Here is a 15,170-nt window from a genome sequence, read left to right as displayed (position 1 = left end):
CTTACTCCTCCTTTCCAAATTGGGCTTGGTCAAAAATCATCTTCAATAATTCCTCTAGTCGCTCGGTTCTATTGAGCAAAAATAAATAACCAATAAGAGCCTCAAAGGCTGTACTGTGTTTGTATGTTTGTACATCTGTATTCTTCGGAATGGTACCTGACTTCGCGTTTCGACCACGTTTGACAATCGTAATTTCCTCTTCCGTCAATCGTTCTTCTTCAAATAACGTTTTAAGGATGACCGCTTGGGCTTTCGCTGATACATATTTTGTTGCCGCTCTATGCAGTTGATTTGGCTTGATCTTCCCTTTTGTAAGGAGGAGCTGCCGTACATACGTTTCATATACAGCATCTCCCATATAAGCTAATGCCAGAGCATTCATTTGTTTTGCATCAATTTTCTCATTCGTCTCGTATATCATTAGGACCCTCTCTTCCAACGGGTACCTTGAGGCGTGTCTTCTAAAATAATATTCATTTCTTTTAATTTGTCACGGATTTCATCGGAAAGTTGGAAATTCCGGTCCTTACGAGCTTGAATTCTTTTTTCAATAAGCTCTTCTACTTCTTCATCCAATAGCTCTGCTTCTCGTTGAAGAGTAAGACCTAATACAGAAAAGAAATCTTCAAACTGGTGTAAGAAAGCGTCAATGACTTCAGTTGAAGTGTTTTTTTCCATTAAGTAATAATTAGCTTGCTTTGATAGTTCAAATAATACGGATATCCCATTTGCTGTATTAAAATCATCGTCCATGTCAGAAATAAATTGTTCTTTTAAGTCAGCAATTTTATCTAACCACTCTTGATTATTATCTGTTAGGTTTGTGCTTGATTCTTGGCGATGCTTCAAGTTTTCATAGGCTGTTTTAATACGGTCTAAAGCTGATTCAGCATTCTGAAGAAGCTCTAAATTATAGTTGATCGGGTGGCGATAATGAACTGATAACATAAAGAATCGTAGAACTTGAGGGTCCTGTTCTTTAATAATATCGTGTACTAATACGAAGTTCCCTAACGATTTAGACATCTTTTCATTATCGATATTAATATAACCATTATGCATCCAATACTTCGCAAATGGTTCTCCTGTTAATGCCTCGGACTGGGCAATTTCATTTTCATGATGGGGGAAGGTTAAATCCTGTCCACCCGCATGAATATCAATGGTATTCCCTAAGTAGCGTTTTGCCATTGCTGAACATTCTATATGCCAGCCTGGTCGACCTTCTCCCCACGGGCTCTCCCATGATATTTCTCCTTCTTTCGCCGCTTTCCATAGAACAAAATCAAGTGCATCTTCTTTTTTGTCCCCAACATCAATACGGGCCCCTACTTTTAATTCATCCACTGATTGATGAGAAAGCTTTCCATAGCCATCAAATTTTCTCGTACGATAGTAAACGTCTCCTTGAGATTCATATGCATATCCTTTTTCAATAAGAGCCGCGATAAAATCAATAATCGTATCGATATTCTCTGTTACGGTCGGGTGAACATCTGCTTTTTTACAGCCTAACGCTCCTGTATCTTCAAAGTAAGCTTGAATAAAACGCTCTGCAATTGTCGGAACATCCTCACCCAGTTCTTTTGCTGCTTTAATTAATTTATCATCTACATCAGTAAAGTTTGAAACAAACTGCACATCATACCCTCTGTATTCTAAGTAACGTCTTACTGTATCAAAAACGATTGCAGGACGTGCATTACCGATGTGAATATAATTATAAACCGTCGGTCCGCACACATACATTTTGACTTTACCCTCTTCTAACGGCTTAAATTCCTCTTTTTGCCTAGTGAGTGTATTATATAAACGAATCGTCATAGTGATCGACTCCTTTCCTCAAATTCCTTTAATGTAGTTTTCAGAACATCTATTTCTGCTTGCATTTGCTTCATTCGATCATTGATTGGGTCTGGCATATCACAATGATTCAAATCCTTTTGCACCTTCAATCCATCCTGTATAACGACCTTACCAGGAATCCCTACTACAGTGGAATTGGGAGGCACATCCTTTAATACTACAGAACCTGCTCCTACCTTTGAGTTTTCCCCAACTATAATAGAACCTAACACCTTCGCCCCAGTTGCTATGAGGGCATTATCATGAATGGTAGGATGACGTTTCCCTTTTTCCTTACCAGTTCCTCCTAATGTGACCCCTTGAAAGATGGTCACATTATCTCCTATTTCACACGTTTCTCCAATGACTACACCCATCCCGTGATCGATAAAAAAGCGACTTCCTATCTTTGCACCAGGATGTATCTCTACTCCTGTAAAAAAGCGACTGACTTGTGAAATGACTCGTGCTATAAAAAAGAATTTCCGTTTGAAGAATGCATGAGCAATCCGGTGACCCCATATGGCATGTAGCCCTGAGTAGGTCAGAATCACTTCAACATAACTTCTTGCAGCAGGGTCCTGTTCAAACACTACTTCGATATCTTCCTTAAACGTTTTAAACATACGGTAACCTCCTTTCATTCCATAAAAAAAGCGTCTCTGCCAGAAAACTGACAGAGACGCTTAGGTAGCGCGGTTCCACTCTGATTGAGAAGTCTTATACTCTTCTCCAACTCAAATCCTGTTAACGGTAGGGAACCGCCTTTACCTACTATATTTCAGTAACGGGCTCTGAGGTGCATTTCAGAAACGGATTAGCTTAAACCACTTTCAGCCGGTGATGGTTCTCTCTAATAAGCATCCTTTTCTTACTTCTCCTCATCAACGCGATTTAATATCAATTTTGATGATACTCTTACTATATTACATTTAACCAAAAATGTTAACCTAAAAGACTTTGAAGGCGGTATTTAACTTTATCTTTCCCTAAAAGCTCAATGGCATTCGGCAATTCTGGTCCGTGTGTTTGACCTGTAACAGCAACACGAATAGGCATAAATAATTTTTTCCCTTTATGACCAGTCGATTTTTGAACCTTTTTGATCGATGATTTGATTTCAGCCGCTTCGTAATTTTCTAAGGCATCAATTTCATTTAGAAATGCTTGTAGAACTTCCGGAACCTGCTCTTCTTCTAATACCGCTTTTGCATCAGCATCATATTCAAGGTCCTTCTTAAAGAACATTTCAGACAGTTCAACAATTTCAGCACCAAAGCTCATTTGCTCCTGATAAAGGGAAATGACACCACGTGCCCATTCTTTTTGCTCTGAAGACGGATTTTCCTCCAGCTTCCCTGCTTTAATTAAGTGTGGAAGAGAAAGCTCTACTACTTGATCCAGCTCCAGGTTCTTCATATACTGATTATTCATCCACGTTAGCTTTTGGTTATCAAACAGAGCCGAAGAAGTAGATAAACGTTCTGGATCAAAGATCTCGATGAACTGTTCTTTAGAGAAAAGCTCTTCTTCTCCTTTTGGAGACCATCCTAATAAAGCAATGAAGTTGAATAAAGCTTCCGGAAGATACCCTAAAGCTTCATATTGCTCGATAAATTGAATGATACTTTCATCGCGCTTACTTAACTTTTTACGGCTTTCGTTTACGATTAATGTCATATGACCGAAAATTGGTGCATCCCATCCAAATGCTTCAAAAATCATTAATTGCTTTGGCGTGTTAGAAATATGATCTTCTCCACGAAGAACATGTGAGATTTTCATTAAATAATCATCCACAGCAACGGCGAAATTATACGTTGGAGTGCCATCTTTTTTAGCAATAACAAAATCACCGATACCATCAGATTCAAAAGCGACATCTTCTTTTACAATGTCATTAAATGAATATACTTTTCCTTCTGGGACACGGAATCGAATACTTGGCTGACGACCTTCTGCCGCTAGCTTTTCTTGATCTTCTTTTGTTAAGTTACGACATTTCCCTGAATATCGTGGCATTTGACCTGATTCAGTCTGTGCTTCGCGTTCTGCTTCTAACTCTTCTTCTGTACAATAGCACTTATAGGCTTTTCCATTTTCCAATAGCTCATTTAAGTACTGCTCATAAATATGGTTACGTTCTGATTGACGATATGGACCATATTCTCCTTCTTTATCTACACTTTCATCCCAGTCTATTCCCAACCACTGAAGGTATTTAAGTTGACTCTCTTCTCCACCCTCAATATTACGCTTCTTATCTGTGTCTTCAATCCGAATGATAAATTTCCCATTCACACTTCGAGCGTACAAGTAATTAAACAAAGCAGTTCTTGCATTTCCAATATGTAAATGTCCTGTTGGACTTGGAGCATAGCGTACACGTACTTCCTTCGTCATCATATTTCCTCCTCAGTATTCCTGCATTAAATCCTCTGACCTATTTTAACACCGTTATGTAAGGGAATAAAGCGAATTTCACTCCCTCTACTTCTTTTTAATCAACATCGTTGTTTGAGCCGCAATTCCTTCGCCTCTACCTGTGAATCCAAGCTTCTCAGACGTTGTAGCTTTTACGTTCACTTGAGAAATATCCGCTTCTAAAAGATGAGCAATTCGTAATCTCATTTCATCAATGTACGGAGCCATCTTTGGCTTTTGAGCAATGATAGTACAGTCAATGTTCCCTAATTCATAGCCTTCCTTTTTTACAAGGTCCCATACATGCTGAAGAAGCTTTGCTGAATCTGCATCTTTAAACTCTGGATCTGTGTCTGGAAAATGTTTGCCGATATCTCCTGCCGCAATGGCCCCTAAACACCCATCAGCAACTGCATGCAATAACACATCTGCGTCTGAATGACCAAGTAACCCTTTTTCATAAGGAATCGTAATTCCACCCATGATAAGGGGTCTACCTTCTACCAATTGATGAACATCAAATCCTTGTCCGATTCTAAACATGATTCTCTCCTCCACTCATATCCTGTTGTTTCTTTACAATCGCTTCAGCAAAATACAAATCCTCAGGGGTGGTGAGTTTAATATTGTCATAATCACTTTCCACAACGGAAACGTCAATATTAAGTCTTTCCACAAGAGAAGCGTCATCCGTTCCTAAGAAGCGATCTGTTATTGCCGCCTCATGCGCTTTGGTTAACAAGGAAACACGAAAAGCTTGTGGAGTTTGAACCATCCACAAGCTTGAGCGTTCAATCGTTTCCTCAACTTCTCCATCGACTACCTTTTTAATCGTATCTTTCACAGGTACTGCCGCAATGGCCGCTCCTGTCTCTTTCGTTTTTTCAACCAGATGTTGAATGGTTGATGGTTTTATAAAGGGCCTTGCCCCATCATGGACAAGGACAATGTCATGATCTACTTCAAGCAATGCATTATACACGCTATGCTGTCTTTCTTCACCACCATCTACCAGCTTCACTACCTTCGTAATATCGTACTTTCTCAGGAGTTTCTCTAGAGCTTGACGATCACCAGGATGAATTGATAAATAGATGCCTTTACAGTTTGAATCTTTTTCAAACACACGTAATGTATGAATAATAACGGGAGATCCATTTAACTCAAGTAATAATTTATTTTTGCCTGCCTTCATTCTTTTCCCTTGTCCAGCAGCAGGAATGACTACACCATATTCCATACCCTAACTCCTTTAAATCTGACATCATCTTTGTCTATTATACCTTATCAAATCAATAGAGTCAGGGGGTATAGTGGGTTTGTCGTTTATAATGCTTTCTCAAGTTGCTTAGGCTTAGCGAAAATCATGCGACCAGCAGATGTTTGAAGAACACTCGTAACGAGTACGTCAATGTATCTGCCAATGTAATTTCGTCCTTCTTCCACGACGATCATCGTTCCATCATCTAGATAAGCGATACCTTGATTGTGCTCTTTACCATCCTTGATGACTTGAACTTTTAATTCTTCACCAGGTAAGACTACAGGTTTTACCGCATTGGCAAGATCATTAATATTTAATACTTGTACACCTTGAAGATCGCAAACTTTATTTAAGTTGAAATCATTCGTCACAACAATCCCATTCGTGAGCTTGGCTAATTTCACAAGCTTCGAATCCACTTCTTGGATTTCTTCAAAGTCACCTTCGTAAATTTGAACTTCCACTGGTAACTCTTTTTGAATACGATTTAAAATATCCAATCCTCTTCGTCCTCGATTACGCTTCAGAACATCCGATGAATCTGCAATATGTTGAAGCTCCTCTAATACGAATTGAGGAATCACAACAATTCCTTCTAAAAATCCAGTCTGACAGATGTCGGCAATACGTCCATCAATAATCACGCTTGTATCTAAAATCTTTAACGTTTTAACCGCATCTTCTTCAAATTCTCCATCAGTACCTTTCTTTTTCCCACGGTTTGGATTAGCAAAAAGAGAAATCAATTCATCTCTTCTTTTAAAACCGACCTGAAAACCTAAGTACCCGAGGAGTAATGTTAGTAAAATAGGGACAACCGTATTTACGATAGGTATTTCCATTTGATTAAATGGAATACCAAATAAATACGCAACAAATAGACCTATAATAAGACCTAAACTACCAAATAACAAATCTGCTACCGGCGCTTTTACTAAGCTATCTTCGAACCACTTAACAAAGTTGACTACGTACTCGACTGCCCAAAACGTAATAATATAAAAAATAATGGCTCCAAATATGGCAGTCATATAAGGGTTATTAATTAAAGGGATGTCAGATAAATTTGTGACGGTTAATAATTCGGGAAGTAGAAAAATTCCTAGTGTTCCACCTACAATAAGGAAGCACGCTTGAACGATTCTCTTTAACATTCCCTCACCTCCTCCTACTCATTATAAACAAATTCCTTTTTTTGAAACGTATTACTATTGAAATTTTATTATTTTAATCAAATCGAAATAATTCTGAAAATTAACCCTTGAATTATATCATCCTTTATGAAAGGCTAACATGTCTCAATAGGACTGTCAATTTTTTGAAAATACCTCATTGTATCATACTCATCCATGCCTGGCTACCACTCTATAATTGCCGATCGGCGAATGTTTGCTCTTTAATCAGCTTTAAGCCCTCTTTGATTTTTCTTGCTCTTACTTCTCCAATGCCTTCTACTTCATCTAATTCTTTTACAGTAGCCTTCACGATGAATGGCAATGTTTCATACTCCGTAATTAAATTTTCTATGATCACAATAGGCAACCTGGGAATTTTATTTAAAACGCGGTAACCTCTCGGGAAAATAGGATCATCATGATGAACATATCCGTGATAACCTAACAGCTTTAAGAGTACATTATCTTCGAGTACTTCAGAATGAACGAGTTCTTGGAATTTATATAGAAGCTCAAAAGGTTTGATATCACGCTCGTGGGAATAATCTCGAATAATCAACATCGCTTCTTCTTCTATATCTGCCAATAATTCATTCATTTGTAATCGAATCAATCTTCCTTCGACCCCAAGTTCACTTAAATAAGTTAGTAATTCGTTTTTAATACGGAGAACCATTTCAAAGCGATGTAATACCTTTAACAAATCACTTTGAGTGACAAGCTCTTCAAATTCCATGACAGAAAGGTTTGAAATACTTTGATCTAATACAACCTTATACTTCTCGAGGGTTTGGATTGCCTGATTCGCTTTTGTTAAAATCACTGAAATATCTTTAAGAGCATATCTGAAATTCCCCTGATATAAGGTGATGACATTTCTTCTTTGTGAAATAGCGATGACTAAAGCATTGGTTTGTCGTGCGACCCTTTCTGCTGTACGATGCCTCATCCCGGTTTCTGTGGAAGGCACATACACATCAGGGGCTAGCTGTGCATTAGCCAAAATAATTTTAGTACCGGCTTCGTTTAATATGATGGCTCCATCCATCTTCGCCAGCTCGTATAAGTAGCTGGGTGAAAAGGAACAGTTAATATGAAATCCGCCATCTAATACGGATTTCACTTTATCATTGTATCCAACGACGATGAGTCCTCCAGTATTCGCTCTCAATACATTGTCTATCCCTTCACGAATGGGAGCACCCGGAGCAACAAACTGCAGAATATCCGACATGGACTTATCGTTCGATTTCTTTTCTTCCATTTCCTATCCTCCTAAAATAAGAGCTAACGCTTCGTTAATAGTCGAAACACCGATAACCTCAATATCTTTCGGGAGCTGCCACCCACTTAAATTATTTTGCGGAATAATCACTCTCTTAAAACCTAATTTAGCTGCTTCTTGAACACGTTGTTCAATTCTGGAAACCCTTCTGATTTCACCTGTCAATCCAACTTCTCCGATAATACAATCATCAGGCTTAGAAGCCTTATCTCTGAAGCTTGATGCAATACTTGTTGCAACAGCTAAATCAATGGCGGGTTCGTCAAGCTTTACGCCCCCCGCTACTTTTAAATAAGCATCCTGCTGCTGCAATAACATCCCCGCTCTTTTTTCCAGTACTGCCATGATAAGAGATACCCGGCTATGGTCAATTCCAGTGGCCATACGTCTAGGATTATTAAAGCTCGTGGGAGTAACCAAGGCTTGGATTTCAACTAAGACTGGCCTCGTTCCTTCCATCGATGCAACTACCGTGGACCCTGCTGCACCTTGAGAACGCTCTTCCAGGAAAATTTCTGAAGGATTTGCAACTTCCTCTAATCCAAGCTCCTTCATTTCGAATATACCCATCTCATTTGTTGATCCAAAGCGGTTTTTAACAGCGCGCAGAATGCGGTACGTATGATGACGTTCCCCTTCAAAATACAAAACGGTATCCACCATATGCTCCAGTAACCTTGGTCCAGCAATGGACCCCTCTTTTGTCACATGCCCGACAATAAAGATGGCGATGCCCTTTGTCTTTCCAATTCTCATTAATTCTGCTGTACACTCTCTCACCTGAGAAACGCTTCCCGGTGCAGATGTAACCTCGGGGTGATAAATGGTTTGGATAGAATCCACAATGACAAAATCCGGAGATAATTGTTCAATCGTTTGATGAATAGATTCTAAATTCGTTTCCGCATATATATATAATTCGTCTGACTTAACACTTAAACGATCAGCTCTAAGCTTAGTTTGTTTAATAGATTCTTCACCAGATATATAAAGTACCTTATGGTGTTGATCCGCTAGTTGAGCAGACACCTGTAGTAACAAAGTAGACTTTCCTATACCCGGATCTCCCCCAATTAAAACTAGAGAGCCAGGAACCACTCCTCCACCTAACACACGATTTAACTCATTCGACTGAGTTAATACTCTTGGTTCTTGTTTTGTTTCAACGGATGCAAGCTTTTCTGCTTTGGAAGGGCCACTATTCTCCGAATGCACGAATGATTTTCTAGGTTGCTTCCCAGTAATGGCAACCTCTTCAACCATCGTGTTCCATTCACCGCATCCTGGACACTTTCCCATCCACTTAGCTGATTCATATCCACATGATGAACATACAAATTTCGTCTTTTTCTTTGCCAAATCAGTTCTTCTCCTCTTTAAACTCTATTTTTCCCACTTTCATTTGATGACTGGAATGGGTACATTGACTGTTTATAATCTATGTTGCTCTTTAGCAACAGTTCGATTGAGGGGGGAGGCGCAGTACAAATACTCCCTCACACCTCCTGTTCCCATCTACTTCTATGCCTACTAAAATCCTTATATAAAAAGGGTACACGCTAAATCTCTTCGTGTACCCTTTCCTTCACTCGTATTAGGTAGCTGTGTTAGTTGTTGCTTCTTCCTTTACCTTTACTACAAACTCATTGTCTTCTACATCAATTAGAATATTTTGTCCTGTTAACACCTTACCTCTTAATAACTCTTCAGAAAGTTTATCCTCTACATGTTTCTGAATAGCGCGGCGTAATGGACGTGCACCATATTCCGGGTCAAACCCTTCATCTGCAATCTTCTCTTTAGCCGACAAGGAGAGCTCCAGATGGATATCCTGATCTTTCAAGCGGTTTGTCAGTTGGTTCGACATCAACGTCACAATTTCTTTTAAGTGATCTTTTTCAAGTGAGTGGAACACAATGATTTCATCAATACGGTTTAGGAACTCCGGACGGAACGCACGCTTCAATTCCTCCATTACTTTCCCTTTCATATCTTTGTAATCTTGTTTTCCATCTTGAATATTAAACCCAACGTATTTATTGCTCTTCAATGATTGTGCACCTACGTTAGAAGTCATAATCAATACCGTATTTCTAAAGTCTACAGTTCTTCCTTTTGAATCCGTTAAACGTCCATCCTCTAGTACTTGAAGTAAGATGTTAAATACATCTGGATGCGCTTTTTCAATTTCATCTAATAGGACGACTGAATATGGTTTGCGACGAACCTTCTCAGTTAATTGTCCGCCTTCTTCATACCCTACATAACCTGGAGGTGACCCAACTAAACGTGAAGTCGAATGCTTCTCCATATATTCAGACATGTCGATACGTATCATAGCGTCCTCATCACCGAACATTGATTCTGCTAATGCACGAGCAAGCTCTGTCTTCCCTACACCTGTTGGTCCTAGAAAAACAAATGAACCAATCGGGCGTTTTGGATCCTTCAATCCTGCTCTGGCACGTCGAACTGCTTTGGATACGGCTACAACTGCTTCAGATTGACCAATAACCCTTGAGTGTAATATTTCTTCCAGCTTAAGCAAACGATCGGTTTCAGTTTGAGCAAGCTTTGAAACAGGGACTCCAGTCCAATTAGAAACTACCTTTGCAATATCTTCTACTGTTACTTCCGTATTTTCTTGCCCCTGCTTTTCTTTCCAAGTATTCTTCGTTTCTTCTAATTCTTCACGAAGCTTTTGTTCTGAATCACGTAAGGAAGCAGCTTTTTCAAATTCCTGACTTTGAACAGCAGCATCTTTCTCCTTACGAATCTCCTCAAGCTTAGCTTCTAACTCTTTCAAGTTAGGAGGAGTAGTATAGGAACGTAATCGTACCTTTGAACCGGCTTCATCAATTAAATCGATTGCTTTATCCGGTAAGAACCGATCCGAAATATATCGATCTGATAGCTTAACTGCCGCATCAATTGCTTCATCTGTAATCGAAACGCGATGATGAGCTTCATAACGGTCACGTAGCCCTTTAAGAATCTGGATCGATTCCTCTGCTGTCGGTTCATTTACCTGAATTGGCTGGAAACGACGTTCTAGTGCTGCATCCTTCTCAATGTACTTACGATATTCATCTAATGTAGTAGCACCGATACATTGTAACTCACCACGAGCAAGTGATGGTTTTAAGATGTTGGATGCATCAATTGCCCCTTCAGCTCCACCAGCACCAATTAAAGTGTGAAGCTCATCGATAAAGAGAATGATGTTACCTGCTTGACGAATTTCATCCATCACCTTTTTCAGACGATCTTCAAACTCACCACGGTACTTAGTACCAGCAACAACCGTACCCATATCCAATGTCATTACACGTTTATCACGAAGTATTTCAGGAACCTCATTGGCAATAATTTGTTGAGCAAGACCCTCAGCAATTGCGGTTTTTCCGACACCAGGCTCACCAATCAAAACTGGGTTATTCTTCGTACGACGGCTTAAAACCTCAATTACACGTTGAATTTCCTTACTTCTTCCAATAACAGGATCTAGACTGCCTTCACGGGCAATGACTGTTAAATCTCGTGCTAAGCTATCGAGGGTTGGAGTATTAGCGTTAGCGTTTCCTCCGCCTTGGTGATTATTTGAATCATTACTACCAAGAAGCTGCAGTACTTGTTGTCTCGCTTTATTTAAGCTAACTCCTAAATTCCCAAGAACTCTTGCAGCCACTCCCTCTCCTTCACGGATTAGACCTAATAAAATATGCTCTGTTCCTACATAGGAATGACCTAGTTTACGCGCTTCATCCATTGAAAGCTCAATGACTTTTTTCGCTCTTGGAGTATAATGAATGGTTTGAGACTTCTCAGTACCTTTTCCAATTAAACCTTCAACTTCTTTTTGAATCTTTTCCGGGCTCAGACCTAACGCAGTTAGTGCTTTTGCCGCAATACCTTCACCCTCACGGACAAGTCCTAATAAAATATGTTCAGTACCAATATTACTGTGGGATAAACGAATCGCTTCTTCTTGAGCTAATGCTAATACCTTTTGGGCTCTCTCTGTAAATCGACCAAACATCATATTATTTTTCCTCCTCACATGTATCTTTATCTAACTTAATTCGCTCTCTTATTAAAGAAGACCTTCTTATATCTCGTTCATTTGGTCTCAAAGGACCTCCTGAATATTGCTGTAAAAATCCAGGTTGAGTTAAAATCATTAGTTCATTCAATATATTCTTAGATAAGTTTTTGATGTATCCTAAATCGATTCCAAGTCTAACATCTGACAGACATTTCGCTGCTTCTTTAGACTCAATAATTCTACTATGTTCTAATACACCTAATGACCTGAAAACTCTGTCTTCTAATTGTATATTCGACGTTTTTACTAATGCTTCTCTGGCTGAATGTTCTTTTGCAATTATTTGCTTCACTACACTTAATAAATCATCTACAATATCCTCTTCCGATTTACCAAGGGTCATTTGGTTAGAAATTTGAAAAATATTGCCTAACGCTTCACTGCCTTCACCATATATTCCTCTCACCACTAAACCTAATTGATTAATAGCGGGAATAATCCGGTTCAATTGCTGTGTCAAAACAAGACCAGGTAAATGCATCATTACCGATGCTCTAAGTCCAGTTCCCACATTTGTTGGACACGTGGTTAAGTATCCATGTTTCTCATCAAAAGCGAAATCAAATTCACCTTCAAACCAGTCATCAATTTGATTTGCTCGATGTAAAGCTTCTTTTAACTGTAACCCTGGATATAAACACTGTATTCGAATATGGTCCTCTTCGTTTACCATAATACTTACATCTTCTTCATTTGACAGAAGGACAGCTCCATAATTCGTATCCTCTGCCAGGTTAGGACTAATAAGGTGTTTCTCCATCAATACCCTCTTTTGCAAGGGCTGAATCTCACTTGTAGGTAAAAATTCTAATTCCCCAAGACTATGAGGATATAATGATAGCTTTTCCTTCACATTATCTACAATTTCTTTCGCTTCCTCAGAAGAATAGAGAGTGGAAAACCTGAAATCCGTTAAGTTACGAGCCAATCGCACTCGTGAGCTAAGGACAATATCTGAATTTGGACCATCTTCATTCATCCATGAACTAACTGCGTTACTTAGAAATTTTTCAAGACTCATTCCTTTTCTCCTCCCTCTTCTTTAACTTCTTTTTCCAGGGAGCGAATTTCGTCTCTAATCTCAGCTGCTTTCTCAAACTCTTCATCAGCAATTAACCTTTGAATATCCGATTTCAGCTCGAGTATCTTCTTCTTTACGTGGATGGTTCCGCCCATTCGTTCAGGAATCTTACCATGATGTTCCACATTTCCACTATGAACTCGTTTTAAAATAGGATTTAACTGATCCTTAAATGTTTCATAACAATGGGAGCAGCCAAACCGCCCTACGTTTATGAATTGCTGAAACGTCATATTACACTTTTCACATTGCACTATTTCTTGTTGTGGAATTTCTGTTTCTTTCGCCTGCTTAAATGCAGGAGAAATATTTAGAAGACCCGCCAATAGATTGTTAACAGAGAATCCCGGAGATGAGTCAAACATAAACATCTCACCTTTATCCTGAGCACATTGCTCACACAAATGAATCTCTGTTTTCTCCCCATTTACGACCTTTGTAAAATGAAGGGTTGCAGGTCTTTCATTACATTCCTGACAAATCATCCTACTCACCTCTCACCGTTACTCATATTTCAAAGTATCTAGCATAGCCTTTAGCATTCTTCCCCTTAAAATATCTCGCTCAGGTAAATCCACTCTAATAATTGAACGATCCATTACACTTAGCATAATTTTAGCTTCTCGTTCAGAAATAATATCTTCCTCGACCAACCGAAAAATAATATCAGCTGCCGTATTTTGACTAATCGTTTGTGTAATCAGAGAAACCAATTGGTCTATAAGATGAACTTGGTCGTGTGCTTTGACTTTCATAATTCTGATATAGCCTCCGCCACCTCGTTTACTCTCTACAACATACCCTCTTTCAATTGTAAATCGGGTATTGATTACATAATTAATTTGAGAAGGAACACATTGAAACTTATCAGCGATTTCGCTTCTTTTTATCTCGACGATTTCACTTTCACTCAGCTCTAAAACATTTTTCAAATAGCTTTCAATGATGTCGGAAATGTTCCTCATCAAACCTCCTCCTCATTTTGACTTTGACTATATTTGACTATAATTATACAACCGAGCTTTAAACTTTGCAATTATCAAGTTTTCCCTTAGAAGTTTTCCTGTTTTGGTAACATTTTAAACGTATAAAAGAGAGATTGTTAGGAGGGAATGTGATTGATTTGAAGTTGAAGGTGTAAAATTCGTTGATGAATATGCGATATCCTTTGTTATCAAGTTGATATTTGGGTAGGTGGTGGTATGGGATTGATTAGGTGAGGAGGGACAGATATTTGGCTACTTCGCATTGTGAACGCTGTTTTCCAACCACATTAAAAACAGCAAAAAAAGAGTAACTTTTTATTAGATTTAATTTTATGATGAATATTTTTTGTTTTGTTGAGAGGTTTTTCTTTAAAAATAGTGGGATTAAGTGCTGCTGGGTTGAGGGTTGTGTGAAGGAATGTGCGATTTTTGTTGGGGAATGTGCTAAATCGGGGGTGAAATGTGCGAAATTATGGTAAGAATGTGCGAAAAATCAACGTAAATGTGCGAAACCGAGGCTAGAATGTGCAAAATGGTGAACAGGTGGTCATTTCAAGTGGCTTGTATTCCCACTCTGTGCTCAATTGGGCCAGAAGTTAAACAAATTGAGCCACTTTGCTCGAGAATTGGGCCACTTTCACAATTAATTGCGGCCAAATTGTGAACAAACACCCAATCAAACAACCAAACCAACAACCAAACCAACAAAAAAGAGTAACTCCTAAGAGCTACTCTTTCTACTCGCCTGGCGACGTTCTACTCTCACAGGGGGAGACCCCAACTACCATTGGCGCTGAAGACTGCGGCTAGTGATGAGCGGCGAATCTCTTCGTCCGCTTCATTCGTTCAGATCCTCGTGTGGGGACCACACTCCGGTCTTCTCTCCCTCGCGTCCTCGACCTTCTTGCTCCTCCCTACCCTCGCAGTGCGTAGGAGAAGACTTAAATGAAACTCCCGTGTTCTTCGAACCCAAAAACAAAAACCAACAAAAAAAGAGTAACTCCT

General features: G+C 39.1%; 13 protein-coding genes and 1 other annotated feature. All 13 genes read right to left on the bottom strand.

Going from position 1 to position 15,170, the window contains the following annotated elements:
* Position 1: 1 nt before the first annotated feature.
* On the bottom strand, positions 2-421 hold the full coding sequence (locus IQI_RS02665) for a Mini-ribonuclease 3 (RefSeq protein ID WP_064091199.1): 420 nt from the start codon (positions 419-421) through the stop codon (positions 2-4).
* Positions 421-1,824 carry a cysteine--tRNA ligase gene (cysS, locus tag IQI_RS02660; protein WP_064091198.1) on the bottom strand — a complete coding sequence of 468 codons (1,404 nt, stop codon included), beginning with the start codon at positions 1,822-1,824 and terminating at the stop codon, positions 421-423. Before cysS ends, IQI_RS02665 begins: the two co-directional genes overlap by 1 nt.
* On the bottom strand, positions 1,821-2,471 hold the full coding sequence (cysE, locus tag IQI_RS02655) for a serine O-acetyltransferase (protein ID WP_064091197.1): 651 nt from the start codon (positions 2,469-2,471) through the stop codon (positions 1,821-1,823). Before cysE ends, cysS begins: the two co-directional genes overlap by 4 nt.
* A gap of 49 nt (positions 2,472-2,520) precedes the next feature.
* Positions 2,521-2,742, bottom strand: a binding site (T-box leader).
* A gap of 48 nt (positions 2,743-2,790) precedes the next feature.
* Complete coding sequence (gene gltX, locus IQI_RS02650; RefSeq protein WP_064091196.1) at positions 2,791-4,248, bottom strand: glutamate--tRNA ligase; 1,458 nt, start codon at positions 4,246-4,248, stop codon at positions 2,791-2,793.
* 87 nt (positions 4,249-4,335) lie between these two features.
* A complete protein-coding gene (gene ispF / locus IQI_RS02645) occupies positions 4,336-4,812 on the bottom strand; it encodes a 2-C-methyl-D-erythritol 2,4-cyclodiphosphate synthase (RefSeq protein WP_064091195.1) in 477 nt (158 codons plus the stop codon).
* Positions 4,805-5,509 carry a 2-C-methyl-D-erythritol 4-phosphate cytidylyltransferase gene (gene ispD / locus IQI_RS02640; protein ID WP_064091194.1) on the bottom strand — a complete coding sequence of 235 codons (705 nt, stop codon included), beginning with the start codon at positions 5,507-5,509 and terminating at the stop codon, positions 4,805-4,807. The genes ispF and ispD overlap by 8 nt, the downstream gene beginning before the upstream one ends.
* Positions 5,510-5,595: 86 nt before the next feature.
* A complete protein-coding gene (locus tag IQI_RS02635) occupies positions 5,596-6,687 on the bottom strand; it encodes a PIN/TRAM domain-containing protein (protein WP_064091193.1) in 1,092 nt (363 codons plus the stop codon).
* Between the two features lie 211 nt (positions 6,688-6,898).
* On the bottom strand, positions 6,899-7,972 hold the full coding sequence (gene disA / locus IQI_RS02630; protein ID WP_064091192.1) for a DNA integrity scanning diadenylate cyclase DisA: 1,074 nt from the start codon (positions 7,970-7,972) through the stop codon (positions 6,899-6,901).
* A 3-nt stretch (positions 7,973-7,975) separates the two neighbouring features.
* The gene (radA, locus tag IQI_RS02625; RefSeq protein ID WP_064091191.1) at positions 7,976-9,352 is read right to left on the bottom strand and encodes a DNA repair protein RadA; all 1,377 of its coding nucleotides are present in this window, start codon (positions 9,350-9,352) and stop codon (positions 7,976-7,978) included.
* A 235-nt stretch (positions 9,353-9,587) separates the two neighbouring features.
* Complete coding sequence (clpC, locus tag IQI_RS02620; RefSeq protein WP_064091190.1) at positions 9,588-12,035, bottom strand: ATP-dependent protease ATP-binding subunit ClpC; 2,448 nt, start codon at positions 12,033-12,035, stop codon at positions 9,588-9,590.
* A gap of 1 nt (position 12,036) precedes the next feature.
* Positions 12,037-13,119 (bottom strand): protein arginine kinase, encoded by a 1,083-nt coding sequence (locus IQI_RS02615; protein ID WP_064091189.1) that lies wholly within the window; start codon positions 13,117-13,119, stop codon positions 12,037-12,039.
* Complete coding sequence (locus tag IQI_RS02610) at positions 13,116-13,664, bottom strand: UvrB/UvrC motif-containing protein (RefSeq protein ID WP_064091188.1); 549 nt, start codon at positions 13,662-13,664, stop codon at positions 13,116-13,118. Before IQI_RS02610 ends, IQI_RS02615 begins: the two co-directional genes overlap by 4 nt.
* A gap of 18 nt (positions 13,665-13,682) precedes the next feature.
* Positions 13,683-14,144: a CtsR family transcriptional regulator gene (locus IQI_RS02605; protein ID WP_064091187.1), complete on the bottom strand. Its 462-nt coding sequence runs from the start codon at positions 14,142-14,144 to the stop codon at positions 13,683-13,685.
* Positions 14,145-15,170: the final 1,026 nt, after the last annotated feature.

The organism is Rossellomorea aquimaris TF-12 (assembly GCF_001648555.1).
GTDB classification, from domain to species: Bacteria; Bacillota; Bacilli; order Bacillales; family Bacillaceae_B; genus Rossellomorea; species Rossellomorea aquimaris.
The sequence above is the reverse complement of the archived record's forward strand: the minus strand, read 5'-3'. Positions and strand labels throughout refer to the sequence as shown.

What these genes read in the sequence shown, in the direction of transcription:
- IQI_RS02665 (WP_064091199.1), bottom strand. Translation starts at nt 421, where the DNA reads ATGATATACGAGACGAATGAGAAAATTGATGCAAAACAAATGAATGCT.
- cysS (WP_064091198.1), bottom strand. Translation starts at nt 1,824, where the DNA reads ATGACGATTCGTTTATATAATACACTCACTAGGCAAAAAGAGGAATTT.
- cysE (WP_064091197.1), bottom strand. Translation starts at nt 2,471, where the DNA reads ATGTTTAAAACGTTTAAGGAAGATATCGAAGTAGTGTTTGAACAGGAC.
- gltX (WP_064091196.1), bottom strand. Translation starts at nt 4,248, where the DNA reads ATGACGAAGGAAGTACGTGTACGCTATGCTCCAAGTCCAACAGGACAT.
- ispF (WP_064091195.1), bottom strand. Translation starts at nt 4,812, where the DNA reads ATGTTTAGAATCGGACAAGGATTTGATGTTCATCAATTGGTAGAAGGT.
- ispD (WP_064091194.1), bottom strand. Translation starts at nt 5,509, where the DNA reads ATGGAATATGGTGTAGTCATTCCTGCTGCTGGACAAGGGAAAAGAATG.
- IQI_RS02635 (WP_064091193.1), bottom strand. Translation starts at nt 6,687, where the DNA reads ATGTTAAAGAGAATCGTTCAAGCGTGCTTCCTTATTGTAGGTGGAACA.
- disA (WP_064091192.1), bottom strand. Translation starts at nt 7,972, where the DNA reads ATGGAAGAAAAGAAATCGAACGATAAGTCCATGTCGGATATTCTGCAG.
- clpC (WP_064091190.1), bottom strand. Translation starts at nt 12,035, where the DNA reads ATGATGTTTGGTCGATTTACAGAGAGAGCCCAAAAGGTATTAGCATTA.
- IQI_RS02615 (WP_064091189.1), bottom strand. Translation starts at nt 13,119, where the DNA reads ATGAGTCTTGAAAAATTTCTAAGTAACGCAGTTAGTTCATGGATGAAT.
- IQI_RS02610 (WP_064091188.1), bottom strand. Translation starts at nt 13,664, where the DNA reads ATGATTTGTCAGGAATGTAATGAAAGACCTGCAACCCTTCATTTTACA.
- IQI_RS02605 (WP_064091187.1), bottom strand. Translation starts at nt 14,144, where the DNA reads ATGAGGAACATTTCCGACATCATTGAAAGCTATTTGAAAAATGTTTTA.